A 26411-nucleotide genomic window follows, 5' to 3' on the forward strand; every position below is an offset into this window, starting at 1 on the left:
AGGTCAGGCCCCGCCCTGCTTCGCCGTGGGACAGGATGTCCCCCGGGTGACCCGGGCCGTGTACCAGGCCGTGGCCGCAGCCAGGAGATACGCCACCAGAGCGGCCCACAACACCCCCGTGAAACCGGTGCGCAAAGCCAGGGCCACCCCGCCCACCGACGCCACCACGGTCAGGACGCCGTTTACCGCCCAGGCCAGGGCCACCTGGGAGCGTCCCAGCCGCCCTGCCACCCGCAGGCCCAGGGGAAAGGGCATGCCCATCAACAGGGCCAGGGGCAGCAGGGCCATCACCACCACCCCCAGGCGCACGCCCAAATCGGCCTGGAAGAAGGTCCGGCTGAGCCACGGCCAGCCCAGCAGCCAGGCCAGCCCGGCCACGGCCACCCCCAACACCGGCAGCACCGGCAGGGAGTCCCCGCGCCACCAACGCCCAGCCAACCCACTGCCCAGCCCGCCGCCCATCAGCAGGACGCCCAGCACCGCGGTCACCGCCAGGGTCGGGTGGCCCAGGAAGAGGCGGGTCTGCTGGATCAGGGCCACCTCCAGGGCCATGAAGCCCAGCCCCACCGCCGCGAAGTAGCCCGGCAGCCAGCGGGCCGCCCGGGGCCGGACCCGCCGCTGGATCACCCCCACGCCCACAGCCCCCACGGCCAACACGAATCCCAAAATCCAGAGCAGGGGCCGCAGACCACGGGGCACCCCCCGCTCGAACTGGTAGAAAAACGGCCGGTCATCCGTGGTGGGCGATATGTCGCTCTCGGCCGCGGCCACCAACTGATCGAAGGTGACGACGCCGGCCTCCACCTGGAGCAGGGGCGCCTCGGCATAGATCTGGGGCAGATAGAGGGGCAAGAACCCCACCTGGCGGGCCACCGCCGTCAGGGCGCTCAGTTGCTGGCGGGTGAAGGGCGACCGGCGCACCAACAGCAGGGGAATGGGCGGTTCCCCATCCGGGTCCAGGAAGACGGCGATGTGTCCCAGGGCCTGCCGCTCGGTGAGCCCTTCTTGCTCCAGGGCCGCCACCGCGGTGATCAGGGCGCGGCTCAGGGTGAGCTCGTCGTAGAGCTTGATGGCCAGCTGGCCGTCGGGCTCCAGATGCGCCAGGTAGTCGGTAAACGCCTCCAGGGTGTAGGTGCTGTTCTCCACCAGGGCGTAGCCGGTCCGCTCCGCAGCCAGGGTCACCACCTGGGAGAGGAAGATCAGGTCGTAACGGGTCGCCTCCCGCCGGAGGACGCTCCGGCCCTCATCCACCAGCACCCGCACCGACGGCCGGCGATAGAGGTCGCCATTGTAGGCGGCAAAGCGGTTGACCAGCGTCACACTGGCCGGGTTTACCTCCACGGCCACCATCTCCCGGGCCTGGCTCTGGAGGCCAAACCAGATGTCCAGGCCGCCGCCCGGCCCGATGATGAAGACCCGCTCGGGTTGTTCCGTCGCGAAGGGAAAGAGCCCAATGTCGGACCAGAGGTAGTCGTTGTCCTTGGCCGGCGGCATCACCGACGGCGCGGCGCCGTCCAGGTACAGCCGATACGGGCCGCCGTCGCCAGGCGCCACCAGATCGGTCCGGGCGAAGGCATCCCAAACGGTGGCCACTATGCGGCCGCCGCCGGCCAGTCCCTCCACGATGGGCTTCCCCGACCCCAGGGAGGCCATGTCCGGGCGCAGCCAGCCCATGGCCAGGTTGCTCCCCACCAGCAGCAGGGCTGTGGCCAGGCCTGCTGTGGCCAGCCGCACCCCGTGCCCCCCTGGGAGCCCGCCGGCCATCCACCAGGCCGCCGCGGTCAACACGCCTGCAGCCAGCAGCGCGCCGTTCAAGGCCCCCAGGGCATTCAGGGTGGGGACCAGAAGCAGGGCGCCCAGGCCGGCGCCTGCCAGATCGGCCAGGTAGAGGCGCGGGCTGGCCTCGGACGCGGCGGCGAAGAGGCTGGCCAGGGCCAGGCCCATCCAGATGTAGGGCAGGGCCACCAGCCCGACCAGCACAAAACCCAGAGACAGGCCCGCGGTCCACACGGAAAGGGCAACGACGCCCAGCGCGGAAAGGCCGGCCAGGGCCATGTAGCGGGGTACGTGGCGAAGCCGTCCCCAGGCAGGGCGCCACGCCACCCCGGCCGCCCCCAGGCCAATGCCCAGGACCGCCAGGGAGAGCACCCCGAAGACATAGGGCGGATAGTAGAGGGTGGAGAGCAGGCGGGTCAGGGCCAGCTCCAGGAGGATGCCACCGGAGGAAAACAGGCCCAGGGCCACCAGCACACCCGGCGAGGCCGCAACCCGGGGCCGTGTCCGCAGGCCGTCCACGCTGCGCGGCGGCAGAGCATCCGACGCTGCGGCCATCTGTCCGTCGTCCATGGCCGGCACGCTCACAGATTCTTGAGACGGGGATCCAGGACGTCCCGCAGGCCGTCCCCCAGGAAGTTGAAGCCCATGACGCTGAGCATGATGGCCAGGCCGGGGAAGATGCCCATCCAGGGGGATTGCTGGAAGTAGGCCCGGCCCTCGGACAGCATCCGGCCCCAGCTGGGATCGGGCGGCTGGGTGCCCAGGCCGAAGAAGCTCAGCGCCGCCTCGGCCAGGATGGCAAAGCTGAGGCTCAGGCTGGTCTCCACAATGAGGGGAGCCAGCGCGTTGGGCAGAATGTGGCGAAAGAGGATGCGGGCGTCCCGCGCGCCGATGGCCCGGGCGGCTTCCACAAACTCCTCGTTGCGCACGGCCAGCACCGTCCCCCGGGCAATGCGGGCGAAGATGGGGATATAGACCACGCCGATGGCCACCATGGCGTTCAGGATGCCTTTCCCCAACGCAGCCAGGATGGCGATGGCCAGCAGGATGGCCGGAAAGGCAAAGAGGATGTCCATGGCCCGCATGATGACCTCATCCACCACCCGGCCCGCATACCCCGCCACCAGCCCCAGGAGGGTCCCCACCGTGGCGGCGATCCCCACCGCGATCATCCCCACCTGCAAGGAAACCCGGGCCCCCACCATGATGCGGCTGAGGATATCCCGGCCGAAGTCATCCGCACCCAGGGGGTGGCGCAGGGTGGGAGGTGAAAACCGGACCGAAAAGTCCATCTGGTTGGGATCGTAGGGGGCCAGATAGGGCCCAAAGAGCGCGGTCAACACCAACAGGGCCACCAGGGTTGCGCCCACCATGCCCGTGCGATGGCGCCGCAGCCGGTGGATGGTATCCTGCCAGAAGCCACGGGGGGCCGTCCGCCGGGTCGCTCCTTCCTGGCCCAGGGCCGGGGCCACTACCGCCGGTTCCGCCATCCCATCTCCTTCCTGCTGTAAAATCAAAGACTTTGCCGCTGTCGTTCTTCCCGTTCAAGGTTCCAGGGCATCCAGCAGCCGCTGACCCAGGCCCGGGTAGCCGCAGTGGTCCACCTGGGCCTCCCGGCGCAGGTACTCCCGCCACATGGGATCCTGCCGGATGAGCTCCCCCAGCAGGGTCAGCGCCTCCTGCTCCCGGCCCAACCGACCGGCCAGGTGCATGGCCCGCAAGAATTGGAGATAGCCTTCCCCAGGGGCCAGGGTCGCGATCTCCTCCAGCCATGCTTCCACCTGGGCCTTCTCCCCGGGCGCACCTGGCTCCTGGGTGGAACGGGCCACGGCCCGCTCCGCGCTGTAGGCCCGGTGAAGCCGGAGGAGACGATGCAACTCCTGCACCGGCCGGGGGTGGTGGTCCACCCGCAGATCCACCAGAGGGAAGGGATTGGGCGCAGCGTCCACCACCAACAGGGCGGCCGTTTGCTGGCCCCGGATGTCCCCGCCCTCGGCCTGGGCTGCGTCCAGCGCAGCCAACAGGCGCTCGGCCAGGTCGCCCCGAGCTTCCTGGTAGGCGACGGCCATGGCCTCCCAGACGGTATCCCGGGCCATCATGTTGGCCTGGGTACAGAAGCCTGGGCCCACGTGACTGCCGGCCTCGGGCATGCACCGGCGTCCGGTGTGGGTGGCCACCCGGCCTGCCCGGTCCACCAGGGAGACCTGGCGGAATTCCCGCTGGGGGTCGGCCGCCAGCAGGGCTGCCAGGGCCTGGGGCGCGGTCATGCCCCCCCGCAGCAGGGCCAACCCCAGGGTACCATAGCGGCGTTCGGCCAGGGCCTGGGTGGCCACCGCGCCCACCCCCCCTTCTGCCCAGGGGACCCAGGTGCCCACGGCCAGGTTGCAGGTCTGGACGGCCACCCCCATCTGGCCGGTGTCCAAATCGCGGGCAACGATGGAGTAGGTCATGGCAGGCTCCCCATTCCCCTATGCGTATTCGATGCGGGGATCCAGGAAGAAATAGATGAGATCCACCGCCAGGTTGACCAGCGCCAGGACCACAGCCATGGTGAGCACCGTGCCCTGGAGCAGGGGATAGTCCCGATCCAGGACTGCGTCCAGGGCTAACCGGCCCAGGCCCGGCCAGGCGAAGACTACCTCCACCACGACCACGGCGCTGAAGAGGGCCGTGAGCTGGAGGCCCAGGATGGTGACGATGGTGATCAGGGCATTGCGCAGGCCATGGCGCAGGATGACCACCCGCTCCCCTAGCCCTTTGGCCCGGGCCGTGCGGATGTAATCCTCGTTGAGGACTTCCAGCATGGCGCTGCGCACAAATCGGGTCTGGATGGAGCCGCTGATCACCCCGGCCGTCAGGGCCGGCAGCACCAGGTGGGCCAGCCAGTCGCCGAAGTCCACCGAGATGGGCGTGTAGCCGCTGGGCGGCAGCCAGCCCAGGGTGAGGGAGAAGAGGATCACCAGCAGAATGCCCAGCCAGAAGTCAGGGATGGAGACCCCCACCTGACTGAACAGGGAGGTGATCACGTCCAGCCGGCTGCCGGGCCGCAGGGCGGAGACGATGCCCGCGGGCAGGCCGATGAGCATGCCGATGAACAGAGCCGCGGCGGCCAGCTGCAGGGTCGCCGGCAGCCGCTGGAGGATCTGGGGCAGCACGGCCTGGCCGGTGATCAGGCTGCGCCCCAGATCCCCCTGCAGGGCGTGCCACAGCCAGCTCCCGTACTGCACCAGGAACGGCCGGTTCAGCCCCAGGCGCTCCCGGAGGGCAGCCACGTTCTCCTCATTGGCCTGCACCCCCAGGATCACCCGGGCGGGATCGCCCGGCACCAGGTGGATGATGAGAAAAACCGCAAAGGTGACTCCCAACAGCACCACCACCGTCAGCAACAGGCGTTGAATCAGATATCGGGTATTCATCTCCCCACGCCCCGCAGATGCCCTACCACTTCAACCACCAATCTTCAATCTTCAACCTTCAACCTTCCCCCACCTCCTACTGGTCCAACCACACCGTCCAGAAGTTGTTGGCCTGGTCCGGCCGCACGGTGAAGCCCTTCACGTAGGGACGATAGGCCCGGATCTCCTGCTTGTTGTACATGTAGACGTAGGGCGCATCATCCACCAGGATCTTGTTGGCCTGCTCGTAGATCTTGTAGCGCTCTTCAAAATCGCTGATGGAGCGTCCCTCCTCCACCAGCCGGTCGAACTCGGGGTTGCTGTAGCCGGTGAAGTTGAAGATCAGGCCGGTGTGGTGCTGGAGGTAGTAGTACTGGTCGGCGTCGATGAGGCCATTCCAGTTGCAGATGTAGGCGTCGTACTGGAAGTTGCCTTCCTTCTCCAGCCATTCACTCCACTCCAGGGCGTTGATAGTGGCGGTGATGCCCGCCTCAGCCAGCTGCTGCTGCAGGACCTGGGCGGCGCGGACCGTCTCCTGGTACTGGGTGGTGGGCATCAGCTCCAGCTCGATGCCGTCCGGGTAGCCGGCCTCGGCCAGGAGCTGGCGGGCCTTCTCCACGTCCCGGTCATAGGGCGCGTAGTCAAAGTACCAGGGGCTGCCCGGGCCGGTGGGGCCCTGGATGGGAACACACAGGCCGAAGAAGCCGGCCTCGCAGAGCTGCTGGCGGTCGATGGCGTAGGCGATGGCCTGGCGCACCCGCACATCGTCGAAGGGCGCGCGGGTCAGGTTGATGCCGATGTAGTCGTAGGAGAGCTGGGGCGCCCGGGCCACCACGATCTCCGGATCCTGCTCCAACAGGGCCACGTTTTGGGGCGCGACACTCAGCACCCAGTCCACCTCGCCGCCCCGCAGGGCCGTCTCCCGCACGGTGTCATCCGGGATGGGCTGGATGATGATCTCATCCAGGCAGGGGTAGCCCTCCTGCCAGTAGTGCTCGTTGCGCTGGAGGACCAGCCGGGTGGTGCCTTCCAGTTCGGTGATCTTGAAGGGGCCGGTGCCGATGGGAATGGTGACGTTGCCGTCTTCGTCCACGCTCTCCGGCGCCATGATGCCGGACGACTTGTCAAAGCCGATGGACTGGGGGAAGATGCCGAAGGGCTCGGGATGGGTGACGGAGACGGTGTAGTCGTCCACCACTTCGATGACCGTATCAGGCGGGCCCACCCGGGCCGCGTTGCCCGAACCGGTGGCCGGGTCGATGAGGCGCTCCCAACTCCACTTGACATCCTCGGCGGTCATCTCCCGCCCGTTGCTGAACTTCACCCCCTGGCGCAGGTGCAGGGTCCAGGTCCTGCCGTCCTCGGAGCGCTCCCAGGATTCGGCGAGCCAGGGGATGAGCTGGAGGTCGTTGTCGTAGAAAGTCAGCCCTTCCAGGACGTTGTTGAGGATCTGGTAGCTGGAATAAGAGCTGGTGGTGTGGGGATCCAGGCCGGCCCACTCGTTCTGGAAGGCTGCCCGCAGGGTGCCACCTGTTTTGGGGCACTCGCCGCCCATGATGGGCATGGCCTCCTCTGGGGCAGCGGCGGCTTCCGTCGCCGCGGGGGGTTCTGTGGCGGCCGCCTCCTCGGCGGTCGGTGCAGCCGCCGGGCCGGCACAGGCGGCCAGCAGAAGCAACAAAATCAGCCAGGTCAAGGTTCGTTTGTGGGTCTTCATCATGGGCTATTTTCCTCTCTGGTGAAGCATTCCGCCGATTTCGAAACTCGTGTCCTCAGCACACGAAACGACCGGACGGCCGCGGCGCACTGAATGAACTCCATGGTTGCGTCGCCTGCTTCGTCGATACAGCCTCCTTTCTGTTTCCCGGTTCTGTTTCCCGGTCTTTCTGTTTCCCTGTGTACGGGGGGAATGGGCCGGGGAAAGGGCCAGCCAGTTACGCCGGCTGCCTGGGAGCATGGAGCCTCAGGCAGCCGGGAAAGTCCATTCGCGCGGCCCGTGAGGGGGAACCACTGGGGCTATTATGGTCAGAGCCCCTGGGGTTTGTCAAGCCACCCCAATCGGCCCCGGCCTTCAGTCACGGGAAGACCTCGCGTAACCAGCTGATCACCGTCAGGTCACCGGGCGTGGTGCGTCTGGCAACGCTTGGGTAAAAGTCAAACACGCCGCAGACGGGCGAATTGCCGCCGCCGTCGCACTCCGACGCCACGTGGACGGCATCCACCACAGGAACGAGTTTACCGAGGCTGTTGTCGAAGAAGTATTGATAGATGGGGCTGCCGCTGTGGCCACCGCTGGTGTCGCAGGCATGGTTGAAAATGCGATTCCAACCGTCCGGCCCCTGGAAACGGAACGTACCCGGGTAGCAGTTGGCGGTGTCGCCGTAAAGGCGCCGGGGCTGGCAGTTCACCGGCACATCGGGCCGCATGCCGCCGCAGGCAGGGTAGCCGCGATTGTACTGGTTGTTCGCCTTCAATATTATGGCAGGAAGCGCCACATAGCCCATCCAGCCTGTCTGGTCACCTAACCGGTCGGGAATCACGATCAAACCCCAGTCCCATTGCCGGGCATTGGTAGTGGCAGGATTGCGCCACTGGGGATGGGTGAAATACCACGCGGTCTGCCCCGGCGCCGGGTTAGGCGAGATGGTCGAAGAACCGTAGGGGAGATTGTTGCCATCGCGACCGGGGCTCACGGTAAAGGTGAACCAGTTGTTCGTTCCCCGCCGGTTGATACAGTGGGCCGCCGTAATCAGGTGACGAGGACCGATCAGGGTCCCGGTGCAGTTGTTGCTGAAGTGGGAAATCGTGCGCCAGGGCCAGGCAGTCGTAGGCGTGCGGATGACGCGCGTGTCGATGCCGTTGCTGCGCGCAGCCGCCTGCACAGACCCGCTCTCTGCGCCGGAAGCCTGGCTTGCCATGGTCTGAATGAGGGGCAGGAAGATCCGGCGCAGATCTTCACGGGCCGATGGATCGTCGAGCCCCTCGGTGGCACTGGTCAGCCCGGCCTCGATGCGACAGCGGTGGATCTCTTCCAGCATGGTTCGATGCATGCTGATGGCGAACTCATGGCGGGTCGCCGTGTTGAAGACGTGCAGCACGGCGTCCTGCACAGGGACGGTGTCCGCAGGCCGCTCGACCGGGTCGGTTTCGCCGGGGTCATCGGGAACGGGGTCGATGGGCTCGTCCGCCGGATCCTCGATCAGCGCACCGGTTGCAACATATTGTACGGAGAGAAAGCGGTTGATGAACACCGGCGCCGACGGTGGCGGATCGGAGGAAATGACCTCGCGCAATGTCTCCAGATCGTAGGGATCGTTCGGGAGGCAGGGGTCGGATGTGTCCAGAAGCCCGGAGGTATCGTCATGGGACAGCGGTGCCCCAGTCGCCAAGGCGCTGGCCACCGGCCTGAGTATCGTGAACAGAAGGACGCCAACCATGACGAGCAACCAGAGGCGCCGCAGCCGAGACGCCCCTGCACCAACAGAAACCACGCCAACGTTGACCAAAGTGGGTGCCTGCATCTTGATGCTCCTTTCTGGTGCTGAAATCCTGCACTATCTCTGTAGATTGGATTCGATCCACAGATTCCGCAGATGAACACAGTCTTGGACTTGGGCCGATGATTGAAATCATCGGCTGGCACACCACAAGTGCGTTGAAACGCACTCCACGGGGCGGTTGGCACCTGGCTTCAATCCGTTTGGGACGGATTTCCTGCCCCGGCAAGCCATTTCCATGCTTCGTCATCGGGTGGATGGATCACGGTTGAATGTGGTCCTACCCATCTGTGTCATTGAAGTAGGGGGGAGCCGAGACAACCATCCAGAATAGAGAGCGTTGGAATCCCGTGTTGAGAGAGGCTTTCAGGATACTGTCAGGATACTCCTGAAAGGGTGTTGGATCAAATAGCCGTGCGCACACCCCGGATGTATCGTAGAACACAGATGAACCTTTTTCATCAGCCCTGGTTTGACAGGAAAGGGAAAACTCGATAGAGTGGCTACCAATTGAATACCGTACCTTCGGGGCAGGGTGAGGAAGCCCGCAGGCTTCCAATTCCCGACCGGCAGTGATCCAGCCCTGGCTGGCTAGCCTGCGAGCGGAGGCAGTCCATCTGCCGATGCAGGAGTGCGGTGCGATTCCGCCGCCGACGGTATAGTCCGGATGGGAGAAGGTGCAACGGTGGGTGCAGCCCGGTGGATGCGCCGCGCCGTTCATGCGGCTGGTCCGTTTCGCGCCGGCCGGACGATGGGTCCGGCGGGCGGTTTGGGTATGCCCAAAAGCAGCAGACGGTTCGCCAGCCCCCACAGCCTCGGAGTTTTCCTCCGAGGTTTTTTTGTGGCGTGAGCGCGCGGCAGCCGGCTGCGTGCGTCCGTGCATGGCCCATGCCTGAAACCGGCCCCGTGGTACTGCCACGGGGCCTTTTGATTGGTCCCCACGACTACAAGCGGGGCCGGGCCATCCTGGCCCCGGCAGGAGAGGAAACCAGCGCATGTCTGAACCGGTCATCTCCGAATCGATAGAAGCCGAGACCCCGATCGCCCTCCCCTACCCCTGGGGCGATCCGGGCCAGCCAGACAACCCGTCCCCCATGGGCCGGGCCCTTTCCCTGGCAGCCCTGGCCCGGGGCCACTGCCACCCCAACCCCATGGTGGGCTGCGTCCTGATGCAAGGGGACGCCACCGTGGGCGAGGGCTGGCATCGGGCCAGGGGTACGGCCCACGCAGAGGCCGTGGCCCTGGCCGCAGCCGGTCCCGCCGCCCGGGGCGCCACCGCCTACGTCACCCTGGAGCCGTGCAACCACTGGGGCCACACGCCCCCCTGTGCCCAGGCCCTGATCCAGGCCGGGGTGGCCCGGGTGGTGGTGGCCATGGCCGACCCCAACCCCCTGGCCCGTGGCGGCGCAGCCACCCTGCGGCAGGCCGGCATTCAGGTGGATGTGGCCCATCCAGACTCCCAGGAAGCCCGCTGGGCCCGGCAGCTCAACGAGCGCTGGCTCACTTTTCTGCAGGCGAAGCGCCCCTTTGTGCACCTCAAAGTGGCCATGAGCCTGGACGCCCGGGTGGCCACCCATACCGGCGCCAGCCGCTGGATCACCGGCCCGGCTGCCCGCCGCCTGGGCCATGCCTGGCGGGATAGCCACGAGGCCATCCTGGTGGGGGCCAACACTGTGCGCCAGGACAACCCCAGCCTGACCTGCCGCCTCACCCCCGAAGAGCTGCCCGGCCCCCTGCCCATCCGCCAGCCCCTGCGGGTGATTCTGGCCGGGGAACGCCCCCTCCCTGCCACGGCCCGGGTCTTCCAGGACGGCGGTCCCACCCTGGTGATCACCGGGGAGGCCCACTACCGCCGCCACCGCCAGGCGCTGGCCACAGTCGGCCCCCAGGTGGAGGTGGTGGCTGTGGCCAGCACTCGCGCCACCGGCTATCCCGATCCCGAAGCCGTGCTCCATTGCCTGCACGAAAGGGATGTGGTGGGGCTGCTGGTGGAGGGCGGCCCCACCGTAGCCGCCACCTTCCTGGACGCCGGGCTGGTGGACCGGATCAGCGCCTTCGTCGCGCCCATCCTGCTGGGGCCCCAGGGCCTGCCCGCCTTTGCCCAGGCCGATGTGGCGGACCCGGCCGCAGCCTGGCGCCTGACAGAGGTGGAAACCCGGGCCGTGGGCCGAGACATCCTGCTCAGCGGACGGGTGAAGGCGTCGCCCAGGACGCTCCAGGCCGGTGCGGCCGCGCCTTGAGCCTGGAGACCGGACATCCATTCCAGGAGGTTCTCACCATGTTTACCGGAATCGTGGAAGAAGTCGGCACCGTGCTCCAGCTCCAGCGCCGGGGACAGGACGCGGTGCTCACCATCCAGGCCCGCCAGGTGCTGGAGGGCACCCGGCCAGGCGACAGCATCGCGGTCAACGGCGTCTGCCTCACGGTCATCGACCTGGGCCCGGCCCGTTTCAGCGTGGACCTGAGCCAGGAGACCCTGGCCCGGTCCACCCTGGGCCGCCTGCTCCGGGGCGCCCCGGTCAACCTGGAGCGGGCCCTGGCCGTGGGCGGGCGCCTGGGGGGACACTTCGTCCAGGGCCACGTGGACGGCACCGGCGTGGTCCAGCGGGTGACCGGCGCAGGACGGGGCAAAGTCATCCGCATCCAGGCGCCGGCGGAGGTGCTGCGCTACATCGTCCACAAAGGCTTCATCGCCGTGGACGGCATGAGCCTCACCGCGGTGGACCCCGACGGCGGCGGCTTTCAGGTGGCCTTCATCCCCCACACCCTGGCCCACAGTGTGGCCCAGTTCTACCGGCCGGGCACCCGGGTCAACCTGGAGGCCGATATCCTGGCCAAGTATGCGGAGCGGCTGCTGGCCGGGCAGGAAACCGAAGACCTGGCTGCAAAGATGTTGACATAAACACATGACTCTCCTGCAAGAAGGGCATTTTTAAACGCAAAGGCGCCAAGAGTGGAGGTTAAGACAAAGTTTGAGGATGAACATGAACCAGTGGCATACGAACCAGAGCAGCGCCCTGCGGGCCGGGGAAGCCGGCCAGGTCGACTTCCCCCGCAGCACCGTCGCCCAGGCGGTGGAGGCTTTCCGGGCCGGGCGCATGGTCATCGTGGTGGATGATGCGGCCCGGGAAAATGAAGGAGATGTGATGGTGGCCGCGGAGCGGGTCACGCCGGGGGCCATCAACTTCATGGCCCGCCACGCCCGGGGGCTGATCTGCGTGGCCCTGCCCCCGGAACGGCTGCAGGCGCTCCAGCTTCCGCCCATGGTGGCAGACAACCAGACCCACCACGGCACGGCCTTCACCGTGAGCGTGGAGGCGGCCCACGGCGTCACCACCGGCATCAGCGCCGCCGACCGGGCCCGCACCATCCAGGTGCTGATGGACCCCCACAGCACGCCGGCAGACCTGGTGCGGCCGGGGCACGTCTTCCCCCTGGCCGCCCGGCCGGGCGGTGTGCTGGTCCGCCCTGGCCACACAGAGGCCGGCGTGGATCTGGCCCGGATGGCCGGCCTGCGTCCCGGCGCGGTGATCTGCGAGGTGATGAACGACGACGGCACCATGGCCCGCCTGCCGGATCTGGTGCGCTTTGCCGACCGCCACGGGCTGCCCCTCATCACCATCGCGGATCTGGCGGAATATCGGTTGCGGACCGAGCAGGTGGTGCAGCCGGTGGCCCAGGCCGGGCTGCCCACCCACTACGGTGACTTCCGGCTGCACCTCTTCCACGACCCTACCGGCGACCAGCAACACGTGGCCCTGGTGTTGGGAAGCTGGCAGCCCCACGAGCCGGTGCTGGTGCGGGTGCACAGCGAGTGCCTGACGGGTGACGTCTTCGGCAGTCAGCGGTGCGACTGCGGCGAGCAGTTGCAGCAGGCCCTGGCCCAGATGGGGGCCCTGGGGCGGGGGGTGCTCCTCTACATGCGCCAGGAGGGCCGGGGCATTGGCCTGGCCAACAAGATTCGGGCATATGCCCTGCAGGAAACGGGCCTGGACACGGTGGAGGCCAACGAGCACCTGGGCTTTCCGGCGGACCTGCGCCACTATGGCATCGCCGCGCAGATCCTGCGGGCGGTGGGGGTGCGCCGGGTGCGCCTCCTGACCAATAACCCGGCCAAGATCCAGGCCCTGGGCCGCTACGGGCTGGAGGTGGTGGAGCGGGTGCCCCTGGTGGTGCCGCCGGGCCGCCACAACCGGCACTACCTGCAGACCAAGCGGAGCAAACTGGGCCACCTGCTGGGAAGCCAGGAACGGTGAAAGAGACGCCAATCCATGAAACCACAGAAGGGAGCCAGAGATGGGCAACAGCTACACCGGCCACTACGTGGCTACAGGCCACCGCTACGTCATCGTGGTGAGCCGCTGGAACGAATTCATCACCGCCAAGCTGCTGGAGGGCGCGCGGGACACCCTGGTGCGCCATGGGGTGGAGCCGGCTCAGATCGATGAAATCTGGGTGCCGGGCAGCTTCGAAATTCCGGCCGTGGCCCTCAAGGCGGTGCGCAGCGGCCGCTACGACGGGGTCATCTGCCTGGGCTGCCTGATCCGGGGTGGCACCATCCACTTTGACCTGATTGCGGCCGAGGTGGCCAAGGGGGTGGCCCAGGTGGGCCTGCAACAGGGCGACGTCCCTGTGACCTTCGGCGTCCTCACCACCGAGAACATCGAACAGGCCATCGAGCGGGCGGGGAGCAAGGCCGGCAACAAGGGGGCCGAGGCGGCCCTGGCCGCCATCGAGATGGTGAACCTGTACCGGGCGTTGGCGACCTGAGGGAAAAAAGCCCCCTGTCCGGCCAGGAGACCGGACCTACGACGGGATGTGAACCCGCCTATGCACCCGCCGCTCTCCACCTGGGACACGGCGACGGACGACGGGGCGTAGGTCACCCATCCTTGCGTGACAGCGGGGCAGGGCCCCTGTCCGGCCAGGAGACCGGACCTGCGACGGGATGTGAACCCGCCCATGCACCCGCCGCCCTCCCCCGGGATACGGCGGCGGACGACAGGACGTAGGTCACCCATCCTTGCGTGACAGCGGGGCAGGGCCCTTCCATGGTTAATGGAATGGGACCGACATCGGTTCACCCCCACGCGTGTGGGGAATACGTGTCCTGCATGTACTGAAGCATCTGCTCAATCGGTTCACCCCCACGCGTGTGGGGAATACGTGCCGTTCAGCCAGGCCGTGGCAGCCTTTTTCGGTTCACCCCCACGCGTGTGGGGAATGCGTCATTGTGGAACGTGCGTTCGCTAACCTGGATGGTTCACCCCCACGCGTGTGGGGAATGCGTATCCTGCATGTACTGGAGCACCTGCTCAATCGGTTCACCCCCACGCGTGTGGGGAATGCGGTGAGGGGCCGGGAGAGATCGGGGCCGGTGCTGGTTCACCCCCACGCGTGTGGGGAATGCATGCGCTTCCAGGGCCATGCGCCGCAGCTCCGCGGTTCACCCCCACGCGTGTGGGGAATGCATCAACAAATGGAACCGAATGGCCCGGGAATTCGGTTCACCCCCACGCGTGTGGGGAATGCAAGCGCGCCAGTGGCTGCCACAATTGCGCCTGCTGGTTCACCCCCACGCGTGTGGGGAATACTGGCCCGCACCGCGCCATTGCGATGCAGGCCACGGTTCACCCCCACGCGTGTGGGGAATGCGTCCCGGCTCCGTCGCATGGAGCCGAATGCGACGGTTCACCCCCACGCGTGTGGGGAATGCCCTGTTTGTGTTTCTTCGCCACGCCGACGCCGCGGTTCACCCCCACGCGTGTGGGGAATGCTCTCAATATCGATCCTGCTGCGCGCCTATCGCCGGTTCACCCCCACGCGTGTGGGGAATACATAACTGCGCTTATGTTGTAGATTGTAGCACACGGTTCACCCCCACGCGTGTGGGGAATACCAAGGCCACCAACGTGGAGGGCGAGACGGACGCGGTTCACCCCCACGCGTGTGGGGAATACTTGTAACGGCGTCGCGCTGCCAAATCTAGCCCCGGTTCACCCCCACGCGTGTGGGGAATACCGGCACGTTTTTGACCAACAGAACGGTCCCTTCGGTTCACCCCCACGCGTGTGGGGAATACAAGGAGCTGTAGATGCCGAAGACCTACCTGGACGGTTCACCCCCACGCGTGTGGGGAATACATTTCTCGTCGTGGCTAAGCGAGAGCAGCCGCGGTTCACCCCCACGCGTGTGGGGAATACTGGAGATCATCAACCATGAGGAAGCCCAGCCGCGGTTCACCCCCACGCGTGTGGGGAATACTCGCCATCGAACCAGAATTGGTAGCGGTCCAACGGTTCACCCCCACGCGTGTGGGGAATACGTCAATTCGCCGGATGGGCCGCGGCACAACAGCGGTTCACCCCCACGCGTGTGGGGAATACGCCTTCTCCGTGGTCTTCAGCTTCCCACGCACCGGTTCACCCCCACGCGTGTGGGGAATACTGAGTGAATGGACCCATTCCCTATTGCCTTGGCTTCGGTTCACCCCCACGCGTGTGGGGAATACTATCCGGCCGGGGGCGCCGCGGCAGCATCCGCGGTTCACCCCCACGCGTGTGGGGAATACGACTTCCAGCGCCTGGGCAATCTTGTGCGCCACGGTTCACCCCCACGCGTGTGGGGAATACGATCCCTGTGTCGGTGTCATACCAGCCCCCCAGCGGTTCACCCCCACGCGTGTGGGGAATACGACAAGGTGGTAGCATCTGACCTGGGGTACTTCGGTTCACCCCCACGCGTGTGGGGAATACGCCTTGCCCATGGCAGCCACCGTCGATACCGGCGGTTCACCCCCACGCGTGTGGGGAATACGACACCTCCGCCGTTTCCGGCGGCGACACCGCTGGTTCACCCCCACGCGTGTGGGGAATACGATACCGGCAACAAGAGGCCGCCGTCGCCTGTCGGTTCACCCCCACGCGTGTGGGGAATACGCGGATGCCGTTACCGCTGATGACCGGTATCTCGGTTCACCCCCACGCGTGTGGGGAATACGACACCTACGGCGAAATTATGAGCACTGGGGGCGGTTCACCCCCACGCGTGTGGGGAATACACCTTCACGTACTCCCTATCCCTTTCGGCCCGCGGTTCACCCCCACGCGTGTGGGGAATACCAGGTCATCGCAGAACTGAATTGGCGGGACATCGGTTCACCCCCACGCGTGTGGGGAATACTTGTTCTTGCGCCGCCTGTTTGCTTCCCGCCACGGTTCACCCCCACGCGTGTGGGGAATACTCTATTTGCGCGAGTTTTGCACAGGTTTCACGCACACCAATTGCAAACCTTCAAAATCCACGATGGCCCGCCGGGTGTCCCCGTAGGTCCGTATTGTAAACCGCTGCTCGTTGTTTGTCGACCACGCCTGCAGAATGCCCCCTGTGTCCCGACGCCGACAGCACTTCTCCCACAGGCGATCCCGCACCATGCCCGACACGTGCCCGATGAATACCCCCGGGTGGGGCTCGATGAGCCAGCGGCTCAGTTCACCCCGCAACGAGGCAGGCACCCGCTCAAGAATCATCACCACCATAGTTCACGCCCCCCGCCACGGTGTCGTCTTCCTCTTCCGGTGCCCACAGCTCGCCCGGCAGGGCCGGGTCCGCATCCACATCCACGGTCAGATCTGCCTGCCCCCGGGTCATGGGCCGGGTCAGGTTTAACAACTGGTCGATGTCGTCTAAAATGCGCCCCAACAGCCGCTCCCGGTGAAAGAGATCCCGACAGGCATGGCGCACCCGAGTCTCCACCTGCATGGGCGATTCGGCCGTCAGCCGGAAGGCCAGGGGCACCGTCAGCCGGGTTTTGTACAGGTCGGCCACGTCGTAGACAAAGGAGAGCATCTTGCCCGTGTGGATGAAGCCCAGGCCGGGCGAGTAGCCGGCCGACACGATGGCCGCATGGCAGAGGCCGTTGAGGCAGGCGTTGGCCGCGGACAGGGCCCGGTTGATGGGGTCCGCCGCATACCAGCGCCCCCGGTCGTAGGCCCGCCCCATCCAGAAGACGCCATAGCGCCGGCTGGCCTCCGCGTAGGCCCGGCGCACCCGCGCCCCCTCCATGCCCCGGATCTGTTGCAGGGTCAGGGCAGGGTCCAGCTCTTCTTCAAAACGAAACTGATACATGCGACGGACGACTTCCAGCCGGCGGGCGGGGTCGCTCACCAGTTCCGCCTGGCGGATCAGGCGATACCCCTTGCGGGTCTCGCCCACCCCCTGGGCGTAGAAACGCACCCCTTCTTCGCCACACCAGTTGACCAGACAGCCGTTGTCCGCCAGCGTCTTGATGGCCTCGTGGGTGATGGAGGTGCCCGGCCCCAACATGAGCACGGCCAGGGAAGCCACCGGGATCAGGACCCGGCCCTCCTGGTTGATGAATTCCACAGCCCGGGCCCGGCGGTCGATGCGGCCGTGCTCCAGGTACAGGTAGCTGAGCCCGTCCCGCAGTTTGGGCAGCTCGTGGAGATCTTGGATGCGCATGGTTGTTCCTTTCTACTTCCGGATCATCAGCCTGGGTCTTCTGACCTGGGGGAGTTCGAAGTTCGACTTCCCGGTGTGTCCCATTTGGGGAAAAGGCATGTGCCCTGGCGACCGCGCCATCCACACCGCCGGTCCCGTTTCCATACGGGACAGCCCCCGTGCGGTTTGGACACCGCACCTACGTCACCGACAGCCGCCGGTCCCGTTTCCATGCGAGACAACCCCTGTGCGGCCAGGAAGTCGAACTTCGAACGCAGCCCACAGTCGGGCCACCCCTCAGCGGGGCGGCGCCAGGGAGAGGAGGCCAAAGCCAAAGGCCTTGCCACTGCCGATGCCCTGGTGGACGGCCGCCAGGAAGCGCTCCGGCTCCAGCACCTTCAGCACCCCGTCGAAGCAGACGCTGAGGAACTTGAGCTGACGCCGGTGGTCATCGGTCCGCCGTTGGGCCGTGGGGATGGCCGTGAGCACCTGGAAGCCGTGCTGTTCCCCCTTGCGGTGGAGCCAGGCCAGTTGCTCCTCCGGCCGGTAGAGGCCCACCCGCTTGCCCTTGTCCGGGCCGGCCTGCTTTCCCAGGCGTTTGGTGGGGTTGGCCAGCAGCCGGAAGGCCAGCATCTGGCCGGGACGAAAGGCCAGCTCCACTTCCTTCACCCCGGGATTCACCTCCCCAGGGGGCAGCAGATCCGGCGGCAGCAGATACGACCCGGCGGCCAGGTGAGACCAGTCCGGCCCGGTCTGGGACTGGACCAGCAGGGTGGGCAGGCCGGTGCGCGGGTGGACGTCCAGGCGGAAGAGGACCCGCTCCCTGGTCTGGGAGAGATCCTCAGCGAAGGCCCGCAATACCGTCCGGTGCATCTCGTAGGGGTGGGCGATCTCCGCCTGCACCTGGCGGCTGCGGGGGTTGAGTATCAGGCGTGAGAGATACATGGGCGTTCCTCCACGTTGAACAGGGTCGGCCATCGCCTAAGCCCGGTCTGTGTCCGGGGGTTCGGCGTCGTCCGGCCCGGCGGGCGGCGGGTCGATGAAGGTGACCCGCACCCGCCGGGGCGCGAAGCGACGCTGGGCGAAGGAGATGGGCTGATCGGGTCGCACTTCGCTACCGTTGGGATCCTCCAACACCAGGCGCATCTGGGGCCGCTCTCCACGCCGGGGTGAAGCGAGCCGGGGGTACCGGGCCAGGGTCTCCAGCAAGTCTTCACCCGGCCGCAGGCCGTCGGCCAGCCAGGGAGGTCGACCGGGCACGAAGGCCTTGCGCCCCAGGTAGAGGGGCCAGTGGGGGTCCCGCAGGGCCTGGTGCAGGCGGCGCAGCAGGGCGTCATCTTCCCCTTCCAGCCCCACCAGGAAACAGGCGTCGGCCAGATAGTAGCGGGTGGAGAGCTCCGTCTCCTTGATGCCACCCTTGGCCCGGTAGACGTTCTGGGCGGTGTGGTAGTCAACGGCCAGCCGCCCCTCCCGGTCCACCCGCACACCCATGCGCAGCGCGGCCAGGTCCGCCACGGGCGCGATGCGGGGGCGCCCCAGCGCGGCGCAGAGCAGGCCCACCACTCCACTCTTGGAGGGTTCCAGGCCGGTGTCTCGCACGGTGAAGCGGCTCTGGACACCCCAGGACTGCATGGGGCCGCAGAGACGCAGCAACAGCACGCTCATGATGCCTCCTCGGCGGCGGGCAGCCCGGCCAGGACCCGCCCGATCCAGGCCTCCAGGTTGGGCGTGCGGTGTTGACCCAGGCCGTTGAGGGGCAGGTCGGGGTCCAGATCCAGCGCCGCCACCTGGCGGATGGTGTCGCCGCCGTAGACGGTGACCAGCCGATCCCAGTACTGCCCCAGGGCCTCCACCGACGGGGCCACGTAGCCGGTCCCGGCGCGGGGATAGACGGGGCGCTCGAAGGCGTTGGCCAGGTTCCAGCCCATGCCGTCCTCCCGGACCACGGCCAGGAGGAAGCTGGGCGGGTTGTGGGCGGCGAAGCTGTTCTGCTTGCCCGTGGGCACCGCGGCCACGGCCGCCCGCAGGAAGCCCTCCACCGTGCGCCGGGCCAGGGCCACATCGCCGTCCAGGTTCTTCAGGAGCTGTTCCCAGTCCAGGCGGGCGTAGCGGTAGAAGCAGGCGCTGTCGTAGCCGATGAAGCCCATCATGCCGGCGCCTGCGGTGTCGTCCGGGTTCAGCTCGTCCACCGCGGTGTAGAAGTCCATCTCCATGCTGACCCGATGGGTGGAGATGGCATGGGCCACCTGGCAGGCGGCGTCCAGGTTGAGGGAGGGATTACTGGCCAGCATGCGGCCGAAGAGGGCGATGTCCGGCGCGCTGGTGCGGCCTCGGAATGCCCTTTCCAGCTCTTTGGCCATCTCCTTGATAGCGCGGCTGCGCTCCTTGTCCGTCACCGCCATCAAGGCCTCCCATTGGGCCAGCACCCCGTCCACCATCTGCTGCAGCTCTTCCGGGCTGATGAAGACCAGGACCTGGGTCTTGCCGCTCTTCTCCAGCTTGCTGAGGAGTTCACTCACCAGTTCGGCCAGCACCGGCTCCGCCTCTGCCGGCTGGGCCCGGTTCACGGGCCACATTTTCAGCATCTGCTCCACCAGCCGCTTGGTGCGCACGCCTTTGGGCGTGGCCACGGTCCGCTCGAAGACGGGCGCCTCCCGGATGGCCCGCTTGAGGCACTGGGAGGAGATGCGGGCCCGGCGCACGCCGCCGAATTCGCAGTCCTTGGGGCTGCCGGTGTCATCCCGGTTGAGGTTGGAGGGGACGAAGTTCTGGATCATGTGCAGTTCGATGAACATGGTTTGCTCCTTCCATTGGATTGGTTCTGCTGGACAAAAGATAACTTCGCTGAAGAAACCACAGCGCTCACAGATGAACGCAGGCACCACGAACGCTGTACACCCTGATGGACAAAAATCAGGGCGCAGATGCATGCAGGCTTCCGCACGCAAATTTCTTTGCTTCTTTGCGCCCTGGCGTCTTTGCGTTGGATTTATAGAGCAGATTTGGCCAGATTGCTCCCTGGGAATTCTCCGCGCCCACTGCGGCATTGGGTTACGCAGCAGGATCAGCAGCAGGATCAAAGGTGATTGCCAAACGCTATTCTGCCTGTGTTTCCTGTTCTGCCGCCTCCGGCCGCCGCTGCCAGAAGGCCCGGGCCCAATTCCGCTGAACGTAGCCGGAGGGATGATCCCAGTAGCGGATATCGCGGAAGAGCGTATGCCAGTTCACGGGTACTTCCTTGCTGCGCAGGAAGCCCACGGCCTGGCGCAGGAAGACGGGCAGGTCTTCCCGGTGCGCGGCCAGGAGGGCGGTGAAGCGCCGTTCGATGGCCGTGTCGTCGCCGTCGGGTGTGCGGGCGCGGGCGAAATGGTCACCCATGTTGCCGGTGCCGCCCGGCGCGGGGTGATAGGCGAAGAGGGCGGCCACCAGGAAGTAGGCATCCTCCTGTTGGCGGGAGGCGCCTTCGGGCAGCCACGGCACCACGTAGGGGAACATGCTGTGGGCGGTGCCCGGGGCGCCCAGGCCGCGCCGCAGGGCGGCCAGCGCGCCCCGGTCCTCTTGATCCCGGAGGGATTCCAGGTAGGTGATGAATGGAACTTGGCCTTCGCTCATGGGGTTCTCCTTTCTTCGAGCGACAGTCGAATGCCCGATTCCGCTTCCATGCGGGGTCATTCTTTACATCTCGTCCGTGCGGTTTGGAAACCGCACCGGCACCACCGTAGGTCCCGTTTCCATACGGGACACCTATGCCCGCCCACATCCGTGCGGTTTGGAAACCGCACCTACATGGCGGGCAATGTCTTGGCCAGGCCCGCGGCCAACTGCCCCTGGGCCTGGACCCAGGCCCGGAGGCTGCGGGGGGTGTTGTCCAGGCTGTCGGCCACGTGGTTGAACGCGGACCAGGCGGCGTTCAACAGGCGCTGGCGCCACTCCCCCAGGGCCGCCACCCGGTCACTGGGCAACGTCTCCATGGTCAGGCGGAAGGGGGTCTCCAACTGCGCCCAGTAGATGCGCCCCACGCCCCAACTCTCCAGCAGGGGCCGCCAGTCGTCCCGGTGGGCCTCCTGGTCCTCCGCCGGCGCCACCAACTCCCTGGCCAGGGTGGCCGTGGCGCCCCATAACTGGCTGGCCGTGCCTTCGGCCATGGCCAGGGCTGTGGCCAGATCCTCCACCAATTCCTGCTGGCGCAGGTAGTCGGTGGGCAGGGGCAGGCGTTCATGGCGGAAGAAGACCATCTTGGCCTTGTCGTTCAGCAACCCCAGGGCCTGCAGCCGGTAGCTCCGGTGGCGCTCCAGGTAACCAGACAGATCCAGCCGGGCCAGCCACCCCAACACCTGCGGAGGCCGGTGTTCGCTGCTGTGCAGGCGGAAGAGGGCAGCGCTGTCCCGCCAGAGGGAACGGGCTTCCGAAAAGCTCAAGGGCCGGGGGCCCCGTTTTTCATCCCGGAAGTAATGCATCATGGGATCCAGCACGCTGTCGTTCAACACCAGGGCCGGGGACATGGTCATCTGCTGCACCACCACCTGCCCCCCTTCCACCCGGGGCAGGAGCAGCACCCGCCGGTTCAACCAGGTCAGGTAGTCCAGGTAGCCCAGGGGTGTGTCCCGCGCCGGCAGCAAGGGATCGTCGGCCTCCCAGATAGGCCGGTCCTCGCCCTGGTGCGCCATGATCTGCTCGTCCGGATAGGGCAGCAGGTTAAGGGTCAGGGTCTCGTGCAGGGTATCCCCCAGAGCCAGAAAGAGGATGCCATCCACACACGGCCCACCGGTGAAGTAGAGCTTCATCTGGGGGTTACAGGGGCCGGAGAGTCCATAATTCACCACCGCCAGCAGTCGGCGGGCGGCCTCGGCCGGCGTCAGGGAGATGGGGAGGTCGTCCACGTGGTGGTCGAAGAGGGTGGCGTTGTTGCCCGAGGCCGCCTCGTGGATCATGGCGGTCACGCTGCGGGGCTCCATCCGCGGGTCGGCCATCTGGTAGAAGGGCCGCTCCGGGTGGAAGAGGTCGAAGCGATCGTGCCACCGCTCCAGGTAGTCCACGATGGCAGCCGCGTCCCAGCCCGCCTGCCACAGGCGATGCCACGCGCGGCTGTCCGCCGGGCCGTTGTGGATGCGGTGGAGCAGGGCCAGGAGCAGGCGGTAGAGGGAAGCGATCACCAGGGGCGATTCACCGCCGATCTCCCGGATCGTCCTGGCCTCCAGGAGCAGCTCTCGCAGGCCCAGTTCCGCGGCTGAGCCGTCCTGGCGGATGACCGGGATCCAGGGCTGGTCGATGAGGTTGAAGCTCGGTTGCATGGTGCCTCCTTAGTTGGTCCGTTGGTTGAAATGGCGCTGAGAAAGGGTCGGTCCACGATTTACGCCGGTTCCTGGCGCAGGATTTCCAACCCCAGGGTACGGTCCAGGCGGAGCCGGTAGGGCAGGCCTTCCACCTGGGCTTCCCCTGCTTCGAAGATGACGACATGATGGTTGCGCAGCAAGGGATGATTCTGCCACCCCGTCGGCGGCCGACCTGTGTCCAGGAAGTGGCGCACCAGCCCCTGGTGGCTCACCTGCACCGTGTGCATGGCCAGGGCCCGGACCAGGGTGCTGTCCGGCTCTTCGTCCAATTCCACCTGGGGACCGCTGCCGTCTGGCTCCGTGTAGAGGCCACCGTTGACCCGGTGCAGGCAGACCAGGGAAAGGGTGGGCGGACCCAGGCGGGTCAGGGCCTGGAAGGCGTCGTGGATGGCAGGGTTCTCCTCCTGCAGATCGTCGCTGCCTCGCCACAGCAGATCCGGGTGGTCCGGCGGTGGAACCAGCCGTCGGGTGGCTTCGAAGTGGGCTTTCCGCTCCCGTTCCTCCATCTTCATTCGGGCTCGCTCCAGGGGCTCCACCCAAGCAGGCGGCGGGGCCGGGAGATCCTCGGGCCCGTCCCCGTAGACCGCCTCGATCAGGCCGGCGGTGTCCTGGGGAGTGGCGATGTGGCGGCGCTCCTGCAGGGCCAGATACGAGCGGAACAGGACGTACGGTTCGTAGACATAGCCGTCGTTTTCCCACGCCGGTACACCGGCCTGGTCTACGTCGACGGCCACATGGAGGGTGGGCTGGGCCAGGGACTCCGGCCGGCCGTCCCGTTCGTGGCGGTGCAGCCGGCCCATGCGCTGGAGCAGGAGGTCCACCGGCGCCAGGTCGCTGATCATCACGTCGAAATCCAGGTCCAGGCTCTGTTCGATGACCTGGGTGGCCACCACCACGGCCCGCTGGGGTCGCTGGCCATCCTTGCCGAAACGGCCCACCACGGCCCGTTCGGTCTCATCCCGCCAGGCCAGGGGCGTGCGGGCATGGAAGAGGAGGAGCTCCTGCTCGTCCAGGAAGCCGGCCGCCTGGAGGGCCTGGAAGAGCGCCTGGGCCCGGCCCACGGTGTTGCAGATCACCGCGGCACAGCCCCCACCCTGCAGGAGCGCCTGCAAGGTATCGACCATGGTCTGGGGCGAACGGTCGATCCAGCGGAGCTGGACCAGCCGTCCTGGCGGCTTCGGGATCTTACAGGAGCGGGCGCCCTGGGTCCGGGTGGCCCAGGTGATGGCCGGGTAGGCGACGTCGGGCATCTCGGCCGAATCATCGCCCAAGTAGGCCCGGACGAACTCTTCCCGGGTGCGGGCGGGCAGGGTGGCCGAAAGCAGGATCACCGAGGTGCCCATGGCCCGCAGCCAGCCCAACAGGCGCCGGAAGAGGTGGTTCATGTAGGTGTCGTAGGCGTGGACCTCGTCAAAAATCAGGGTCTTCTGGCCCAGGCCAAAGAGCCGCACGAAGAAGTGGCGGGTCTGCAGGACGCTCAGGAGGCCCTGGTCCACCGTGCCCACGCCGAAGGGAGCCAGCAGGCTGCGCTTGCGGGGGAGGAACCATTGCATGTCCAGGACGGCGGGCCGCTCTGCTTCTGCATCCGGTTCTTCTTCCGTCTGGAGGGAAGGCGGCGGCGCGTCCTGGAGCCAGCGGGCCTGGCTGTGGATCAGGAGGGGGTCCACTTCATTGAGGCCCAGGGCCTGGAGGAACGCCCGGGTGCGGCGGTGCATCTGGTTGCTGGTGGCCATGGTGGGCATGGCCACGTAGAGGCCTCGCTGGCGCAGCCGGTGGCCCCAGCGGGCCGCCAGGTAGAAGGCGGCCTCGGTCTTGCCCTGGCCGGTGGAGGCCTCGATGATCACCAGGGCAGGCTCCTGGATCTGGTCGGCCAATTCCATCGCCACCTTCTGAAGGTCGTTGGGCTGGAACGGGAAGAGCTCGGTGAAAGGCCGCAGGGGATAGGTCGCCACCCCGTCCCAGCGCAGGCGGCGAAGGGCGCGCCGGGCCCGGTAGGCGGCCAGCTCTCCGTACTCGTCCACGTTGACCGGGGCCATGGCAAAGGGGAAGGCGTCCTCCATGGAGCCGATCCAGTCGGCCACCGAAACCCACCCGGAGAAAAGGGTGAGGACGGCGTGGGCTTCTTCCTGGTCGGCGCCCAGCCGGGTGACCGGCGCGGGCTGCAGGAGTTGTTGCAGTGCCTCCACCAGGGTGCGTCGCACTTCGTCCCAGGCCTGGTCGCCAATCTGGTTCTGTTTGGTGTTGCGCACCTGCAGGGCCGTGGGCCAGGCGCCGTGGTGGCCGCCCAATGCCCAGGCCACGGACGTGGCCAATGCCTGATCCAGCCCGGTGACCTGTGCCAGCAGACGCCCCAGGGTGCAGGTGGTGATGGTCGCGTGGTAGCAGGGCTCGTCGGCGAAGGCGGGCGGAAAGGGCAGGCCCGTGGTCTCCAGCTCCGTCACCGCGGGTTTGTACTTGCGCTGAAAGCCGGGGCTGGCCTTGCCCAGATCATGGAGGCCGGCCCAAAAGGCCAGGGTCCGGCCGGCGGCGTCCACGTCCAGATTCAGGGCCTGGGCAAAGCGCTGGCGGAGCCCCTCGGTGAACGATTCTTCCCACAGGGCCAGGGCGGCCTGGGCCACGTCGATCAGGTGGCAGATCAGGGGGTGGGTTTCCCCGGTGCGGCTGTTGGCCTTGGCCCACAGCCGTTGATAGCGGGGAACCTGGGCCTGGGTCGCCACGCCGTACCGAACGGCCAGCCGGCGGGCCTCCGCGGCCAGCTCCTGGCGCAGCCAGGTGGGCTCCATCACTTCACAGTCGGCGCCCCATCCGCGAATCCACGGTACCATCTCCCGGGGCTGGGCCACGGGGGCGGACCACTCGCTGCTGCCGTCATCCAGGACGTGCAGGAGCTCTTGGGGATGCCAGATGGTCTCCCGCACCCGAGGGGTCACGTAGCGGCTGAAGCGCAGGCGCACGGTGACCGGATCGTCGTCCGCGTGCCAGATGCCCCAGGCGTGGTTGAGCAAGGTGTGGATGTCGAAGTCCTCGGGGATGGTGTAGGTGCCCGTGGCAGGCACGGCCCGTTCGATGCGCGCGATCTTGAAGGTGGCCAGCTTGCCGTGGTAGTCGCTGTAGCCGATGAGGTAATTGCCGTCTCCCCACACCGACGGCTCGATCTGGTACGGGTGGACCAGGTAGCGGCGGGGCTGGCCGTGGAGGGTGCGATGGGTGATGCGCACGGGGATCTGCTCCAGCCAGCATCGCACCAGGGTGGCGAAGACGGCCTCCTGCTGGGGATCCTGTTCCTGCGCCAACACCACGGCCGCGGCCCGCACCAGCTTCTCGGCCAGGGGGCGCCCCAGGGCCGTGGAGAGCTTCTCCAGCGCGTTGGCCACGTGACGCTGGCCGGTGCGGGTCTGCTGCTGGAGGCGACGGCCGGCCAGGTAGAGGGCCACGGCTTCCTCGCGGCTAAAGGGGATGTGGGCGATCTCCTGGCCGGGCAGGAGGTAATACTTGCCTCGCTCCTCTGGGTGGGCCACGATGGCCAGGCCCAGCTCTTCGGTCATCAGTTTGCGAATGCGGTAAATATTGGTCCGGTCGGTGCCCAGGCGCTCGCCCAGCTCGGCGTCGCTGTACGCGCCCTGCCGGTAGAGGCGCTCCATTTCATAGATATAGTAGATGCGATGGTGGTCTTCCCGTTTCTGTGAAGCCATTGATTTCCTCCTGACACGGAACCTGGTGGCATGGCCTTGGGCCGCTGGCCGGTGTGTCACCCCTGCCCGGCCGGCACGTTCTATTCACCCTGGGCTCAGCATACGACGGGTTTGTTGCCAACGGCGCAACATGCCCCTAAAACCCGGCAGAAATCTGGGATTGGTTGGCAGGAAGGCGTCTACGGCCGGCCGGAAAAGCCCGAGCAGGTGCAAAGGCAGGCAGCCGGTCCCAAGGATGGGTTGGGCACAGGGATCAATCTG

Annotated in this window: 18 protein-coding genes, 1 CRISPR repeat array and 1 riboswitch; of the genes, 4 read left to right on the forward strand and 14 right to left on the reverse strand. The window is 67.0% G+C overall.

The features are described from left to right. Positions 1-3: 3 nt before the first annotated feature. The 6 genes from FKZ61_RS17730 to FKZ61_RS17755 all read right to left on the reverse strand — a co-directional run bounded on the left by FKZ61_RS17730 (position 4) and on the right by FKZ61_RS17755 (position 8689). The gene (locus FKZ61_RS17730) at positions 4-2346 is read right to left on the reverse strand and encodes a hypothetical protein (RefSeq protein WP_141611476.1); all 2343 of its coding nucleotides are present in this window, start codon (positions 2344-2346) and stop codon (positions 4-6) included. An 11-nt stretch (positions 2347-2357) separates the two neighbouring features. Further along, on the reverse strand, positions 2358-3266 hold the full coding sequence (locus FKZ61_RS17735; protein WP_141611477.1) for an ABC transporter permease: 909 nt from the start codon (positions 3264-3266) through the stop codon (positions 2358-2360). A gap of 54 nt (positions 3267-3320) precedes the next feature. After that, entirely contained in the window at positions 3321-4226 is a 906-nt protein-coding gene (locus tag FKZ61_RS17740; RefSeq protein WP_141611478.1) for a DUF1028 domain-containing protein, read from the reverse strand. An 18-nt stretch (positions 4227-4244) separates the two neighbouring features. Next, on the reverse strand, positions 4245-5192 hold the full coding sequence (locus FKZ61_RS17745) for an ABC transporter permease (protein WP_141611479.1): 948 nt from the start codon (positions 5190-5192) through the stop codon (positions 4245-4247). A 76-nt stretch (positions 5193-5268) separates the two neighbouring features. Next, a complete protein-coding gene (locus FKZ61_RS17750; protein WP_141611480.1) occupies positions 5269-6888 on the reverse strand; it encodes an ABC transporter substrate-binding protein in 1620 nt (539 codons plus the stop codon). Positions 6889-7243: 355 nt separating this feature from the next. Continuing rightward, positions 7244-8689, reverse strand: coding sequence for a trypsin-like serine peptidase (locus tag FKZ61_RS17755; RefSeq protein ID WP_141611481.1), 1446 nt, complete (start codon positions 8687-8689; stop codon positions 7244-7246). Positions 8690-9182: 493 nt separating this feature from the next. Continuing rightward, a riboswitch (FMN riboswitch) is annotated at positions 9183-9348 on the forward strand. A 312-nt stretch (positions 9349-9660) separates the two neighbouring features. Here FKZ61_RS17755 and ribD point away from each other — a divergent pair. The 4 genes from ribD (at position 9661) to ribH (ending at position 13435) form a co-directional block, all read left to right on the forward strand. Beyond that, positions 9661-10905, forward strand: coding sequence for a bifunctional diaminohydroxyphosphoribosylaminopyrimidine deaminase/5-amino-6-(5-phosphoribosylamino)uracil reductase RibD (ribD, locus tag FKZ61_RS17760; protein WP_141611482.1), 1245 nt, complete (start codon positions 9661-9663; stop codon positions 10903-10905). A gap of 38 nt (positions 10906-10943) precedes the next feature. Next, complete coding sequence (locus FKZ61_RS17765; protein WP_141611483.1) at positions 10944-11567, forward strand: riboflavin synthase; 624 nt, start codon at positions 10944-10946, stop codon at positions 11565-11567. Between the two features lie 82 nt (positions 11568-11649). Beyond that, on the forward strand, positions 11650-12921 hold the full coding sequence (locus FKZ61_RS17770; RefSeq protein ID WP_141611484.1) for a bifunctional 3,4-dihydroxy-2-butanone-4-phosphate synthase/GTP cyclohydrolase II: 1272 nt from the start codon (positions 11650-11652) through the stop codon (positions 12919-12921). A 40-nt stretch (positions 12922-12961) separates the two neighbouring features. Next, positions 12962-13435, forward strand: a complete 474-nt coding sequence (ribH, locus tag FKZ61_RS17775; RefSeq protein WP_141611485.1) for a 6,7-dimethyl-8-ribityllumazine synthase — start codon at positions 12962-12964, stop codon at positions 13433-13435. A gap of 306 nt (positions 13436-13741) precedes the next feature. Further along, a CRISPR array of direct repeats spans positions 13742-15908; the repeat unit is 29 nt; unit sequence CGGTTCACCCCCACGCGTGTGGGGAATAC. A 1-nt stretch (position 15909) separates the two neighbouring features. Here ribH and cas2e read toward each other — a convergent pair. From cas2e to cas3, 8 genes are all read right to left on the reverse strand, one after another. After that, a complete protein-coding gene (gene cas2e, locus FKZ61_RS24505; protein ID WP_141611486.1) occupies positions 15910-16203 on the reverse strand; it encodes a type I-E CRISPR-associated endoribonuclease Cas2e in 294 nt (97 codons plus the stop codon). Continuing rightward, entirely contained in the window at positions 16184-17146 is a 963-nt protein-coding gene (gene cas1e, locus FKZ61_RS17780; RefSeq protein WP_141611487.1) for a type I-E CRISPR-associated endonuclease Cas1e, read from the reverse strand. The genes cas2e and cas1e overlap by 20 nt, the downstream gene beginning before the upstream one ends. A gap of 276 nt (positions 17147-17422) precedes the next feature. Further along, complete coding sequence (cas6e, locus tag FKZ61_RS17785; protein WP_141611488.1) at positions 17423-18070, reverse strand: type I-E CRISPR-associated protein Cas6/Cse3/CasE; 648 nt, start codon at positions 18068-18070, stop codon at positions 17423-17425. A 36-nt stretch (positions 18071-18106) separates the two neighbouring features. Beyond that, on the reverse strand, positions 18107-18790 hold the full coding sequence (cas5e, locus tag FKZ61_RS17790; protein WP_141611489.1) for a type I-E CRISPR-associated protein Cas5/CasD: 684 nt from the start codon (positions 18788-18790) through the stop codon (positions 18107-18109). Next, entirely contained in the window at positions 18787-19920 is a 1134-nt protein-coding gene (cas7e, locus tag FKZ61_RS17795; protein WP_141611490.1) for a type I-E CRISPR-associated protein Cas7/Cse4/CasC, read from the reverse strand. Before cas7e ends, cas5e begins: the two co-directional genes overlap by 4 nt. Before the next feature lie 301 nt (positions 19921-20221). Beyond that, positions 20222-20737: a type I-E CRISPR-associated protein Cse2/CasB gene (gene casB, locus FKZ61_RS17800; protein WP_170199932.1), complete on the reverse strand. Its 516-nt coding sequence runs from the start codon at positions 20735-20737 to the stop codon at positions 20222-20224. Positions 20738-20907: 170 nt separating this feature from the next. Next, positions 20908-22416: a type I-E CRISPR-associated protein Cse1/CasA gene (gene casA, locus FKZ61_RS17805; protein WP_141611492.1), complete on the reverse strand. Its 1509-nt coding sequence runs from the start codon at positions 22414-22416 to the stop codon at positions 20908-20910. A 59-nt stretch (positions 22417-22475) separates the two neighbouring features. Beyond that, positions 22476-26150, reverse strand: coding sequence for a CRISPR-associated helicase Cas3' (gene cas3, locus FKZ61_RS17810; RefSeq protein WP_141611493.1), 3675 nt, complete (start codon positions 26148-26150; stop codon positions 22476-22478). Positions 26151-26411: the final 261 nt, after the last annotated feature.

This window comes from Litorilinea aerophila, from assembly GCF_006569185.2.
Lineage (GTDB): Bacteria > Chloroflexota > Anaerolineae > Caldilineales > Caldilineaceae > Litorilinea > Litorilinea aerophila.

Coding starts and splice junctions, on each gene's coding strand:
- FKZ61_RS17750 (WP_141611480.1), bottom strand. CDS start 6,888: ATGATGAAGACCCACAAACGAACCTTGACCTGGCTGATTTTGTTGCTT.
- FKZ61_RS17755 (WP_141611481.1), bottom strand. CDS start 8,689: ATGCAGGCACCCACTTTGGTCAACGTTGGCGTGGTTTCTGTTGGTGCA.
- cas5e (WP_141611489.1), bottom strand. CDS start 18,790: ATGAGCGTGCTGTTGCTGCGTCTCTGCGGCCCCATGCAGTCCTGGGGT.
- casA (WP_141611492.1), bottom strand. CDS start 22,416: ATGCAACCGAGCTTCAACCTCATCGACCAGCCCTGGATCCCGGTCATC.
- FKZ61_RS17770 (WP_141611484.1), top strand. CDS start 11,650: ATGAACCAGTGGCATACGAACCAGAGCAGCGCCCTGCGGGCCGGGGAA.
- casB (WP_170199932.1), bottom strand. CDS start 20,737: ATGAGCGAAGGCCAAGTTCCATTCATCACCTACCTGGAATCCCTCCGG.
- FKZ61_RS17730 (WP_141611476.1), bottom strand. CDS start 2,346: ATGGACGACGGACAGATGGCCGCAGCGTCGGATGCTCTGCCGCCGCGC.
- FKZ61_RS17740 (WP_141611478.1), bottom strand. CDS start 4,226: ATGACCTACTCCATCGTTGCCCGCGATTTGGACACCGGCCAGATGGGG.
- cas2e (WP_141611486.1), bottom strand. CDS start 16,203: ATGGTGGTGATGATTCTTGAGCGGGTGCCTGCCTCGTTGCGGGGTGAA.
- FKZ61_RS17765 (WP_141611483.1), top strand. CDS start 10,944: ATGTTTACCGGAATCGTGGAAGAAGTCGGCACCGTGCTCCAGCTCCAG.
- FKZ61_RS17745 (WP_141611479.1), bottom strand. CDS start 5,192: ATGAATACCCGATATCTGATTCAACGCCTGTTGCTGACGGTGGTGGTG.
- ribH (WP_141611485.1), top strand. CDS start 12,962: ATGGGCAACAGCTACACCGGCCACTACGTGGCTACAGGCCACCGCTAC.
- FKZ61_RS17735 (WP_141611477.1), bottom strand. CDS start 3,266: ATGGCGGAACCGGCGGTAGTGGCCCCGGCCCTGGGCCAGGAAGGAGCG.
- cas6e (WP_141611488.1), bottom strand. CDS start 18,070: ATGTATCTCTCACGCCTGATACTCAACCCCCGCAGCCGCCAGGTGCAG.
- cas1e (WP_141611487.1), bottom strand. CDS start 17,146: ATGCGCATCCAAGATCTCCACGAGCTGCCCAAACTGCGGGACGGGCTC.
- cas7e (WP_141611490.1), bottom strand. CDS start 19,920: ATGTTCATCGAACTGCACATGATCCAGAACTTCGTCCCCTCCAACCTC.
- cas3 (WP_141611493.1), bottom strand. CDS start 26,150: ATGGCTTCACAGAAACGGGAAGACCACCATCGCATCTACTATATCTAT.
- ribD (WP_141611482.1), top strand. CDS start 9,661: ATGTCTGAACCGGTCATCTCCGAATCGATAGAAGCCGAGACCCCGATC.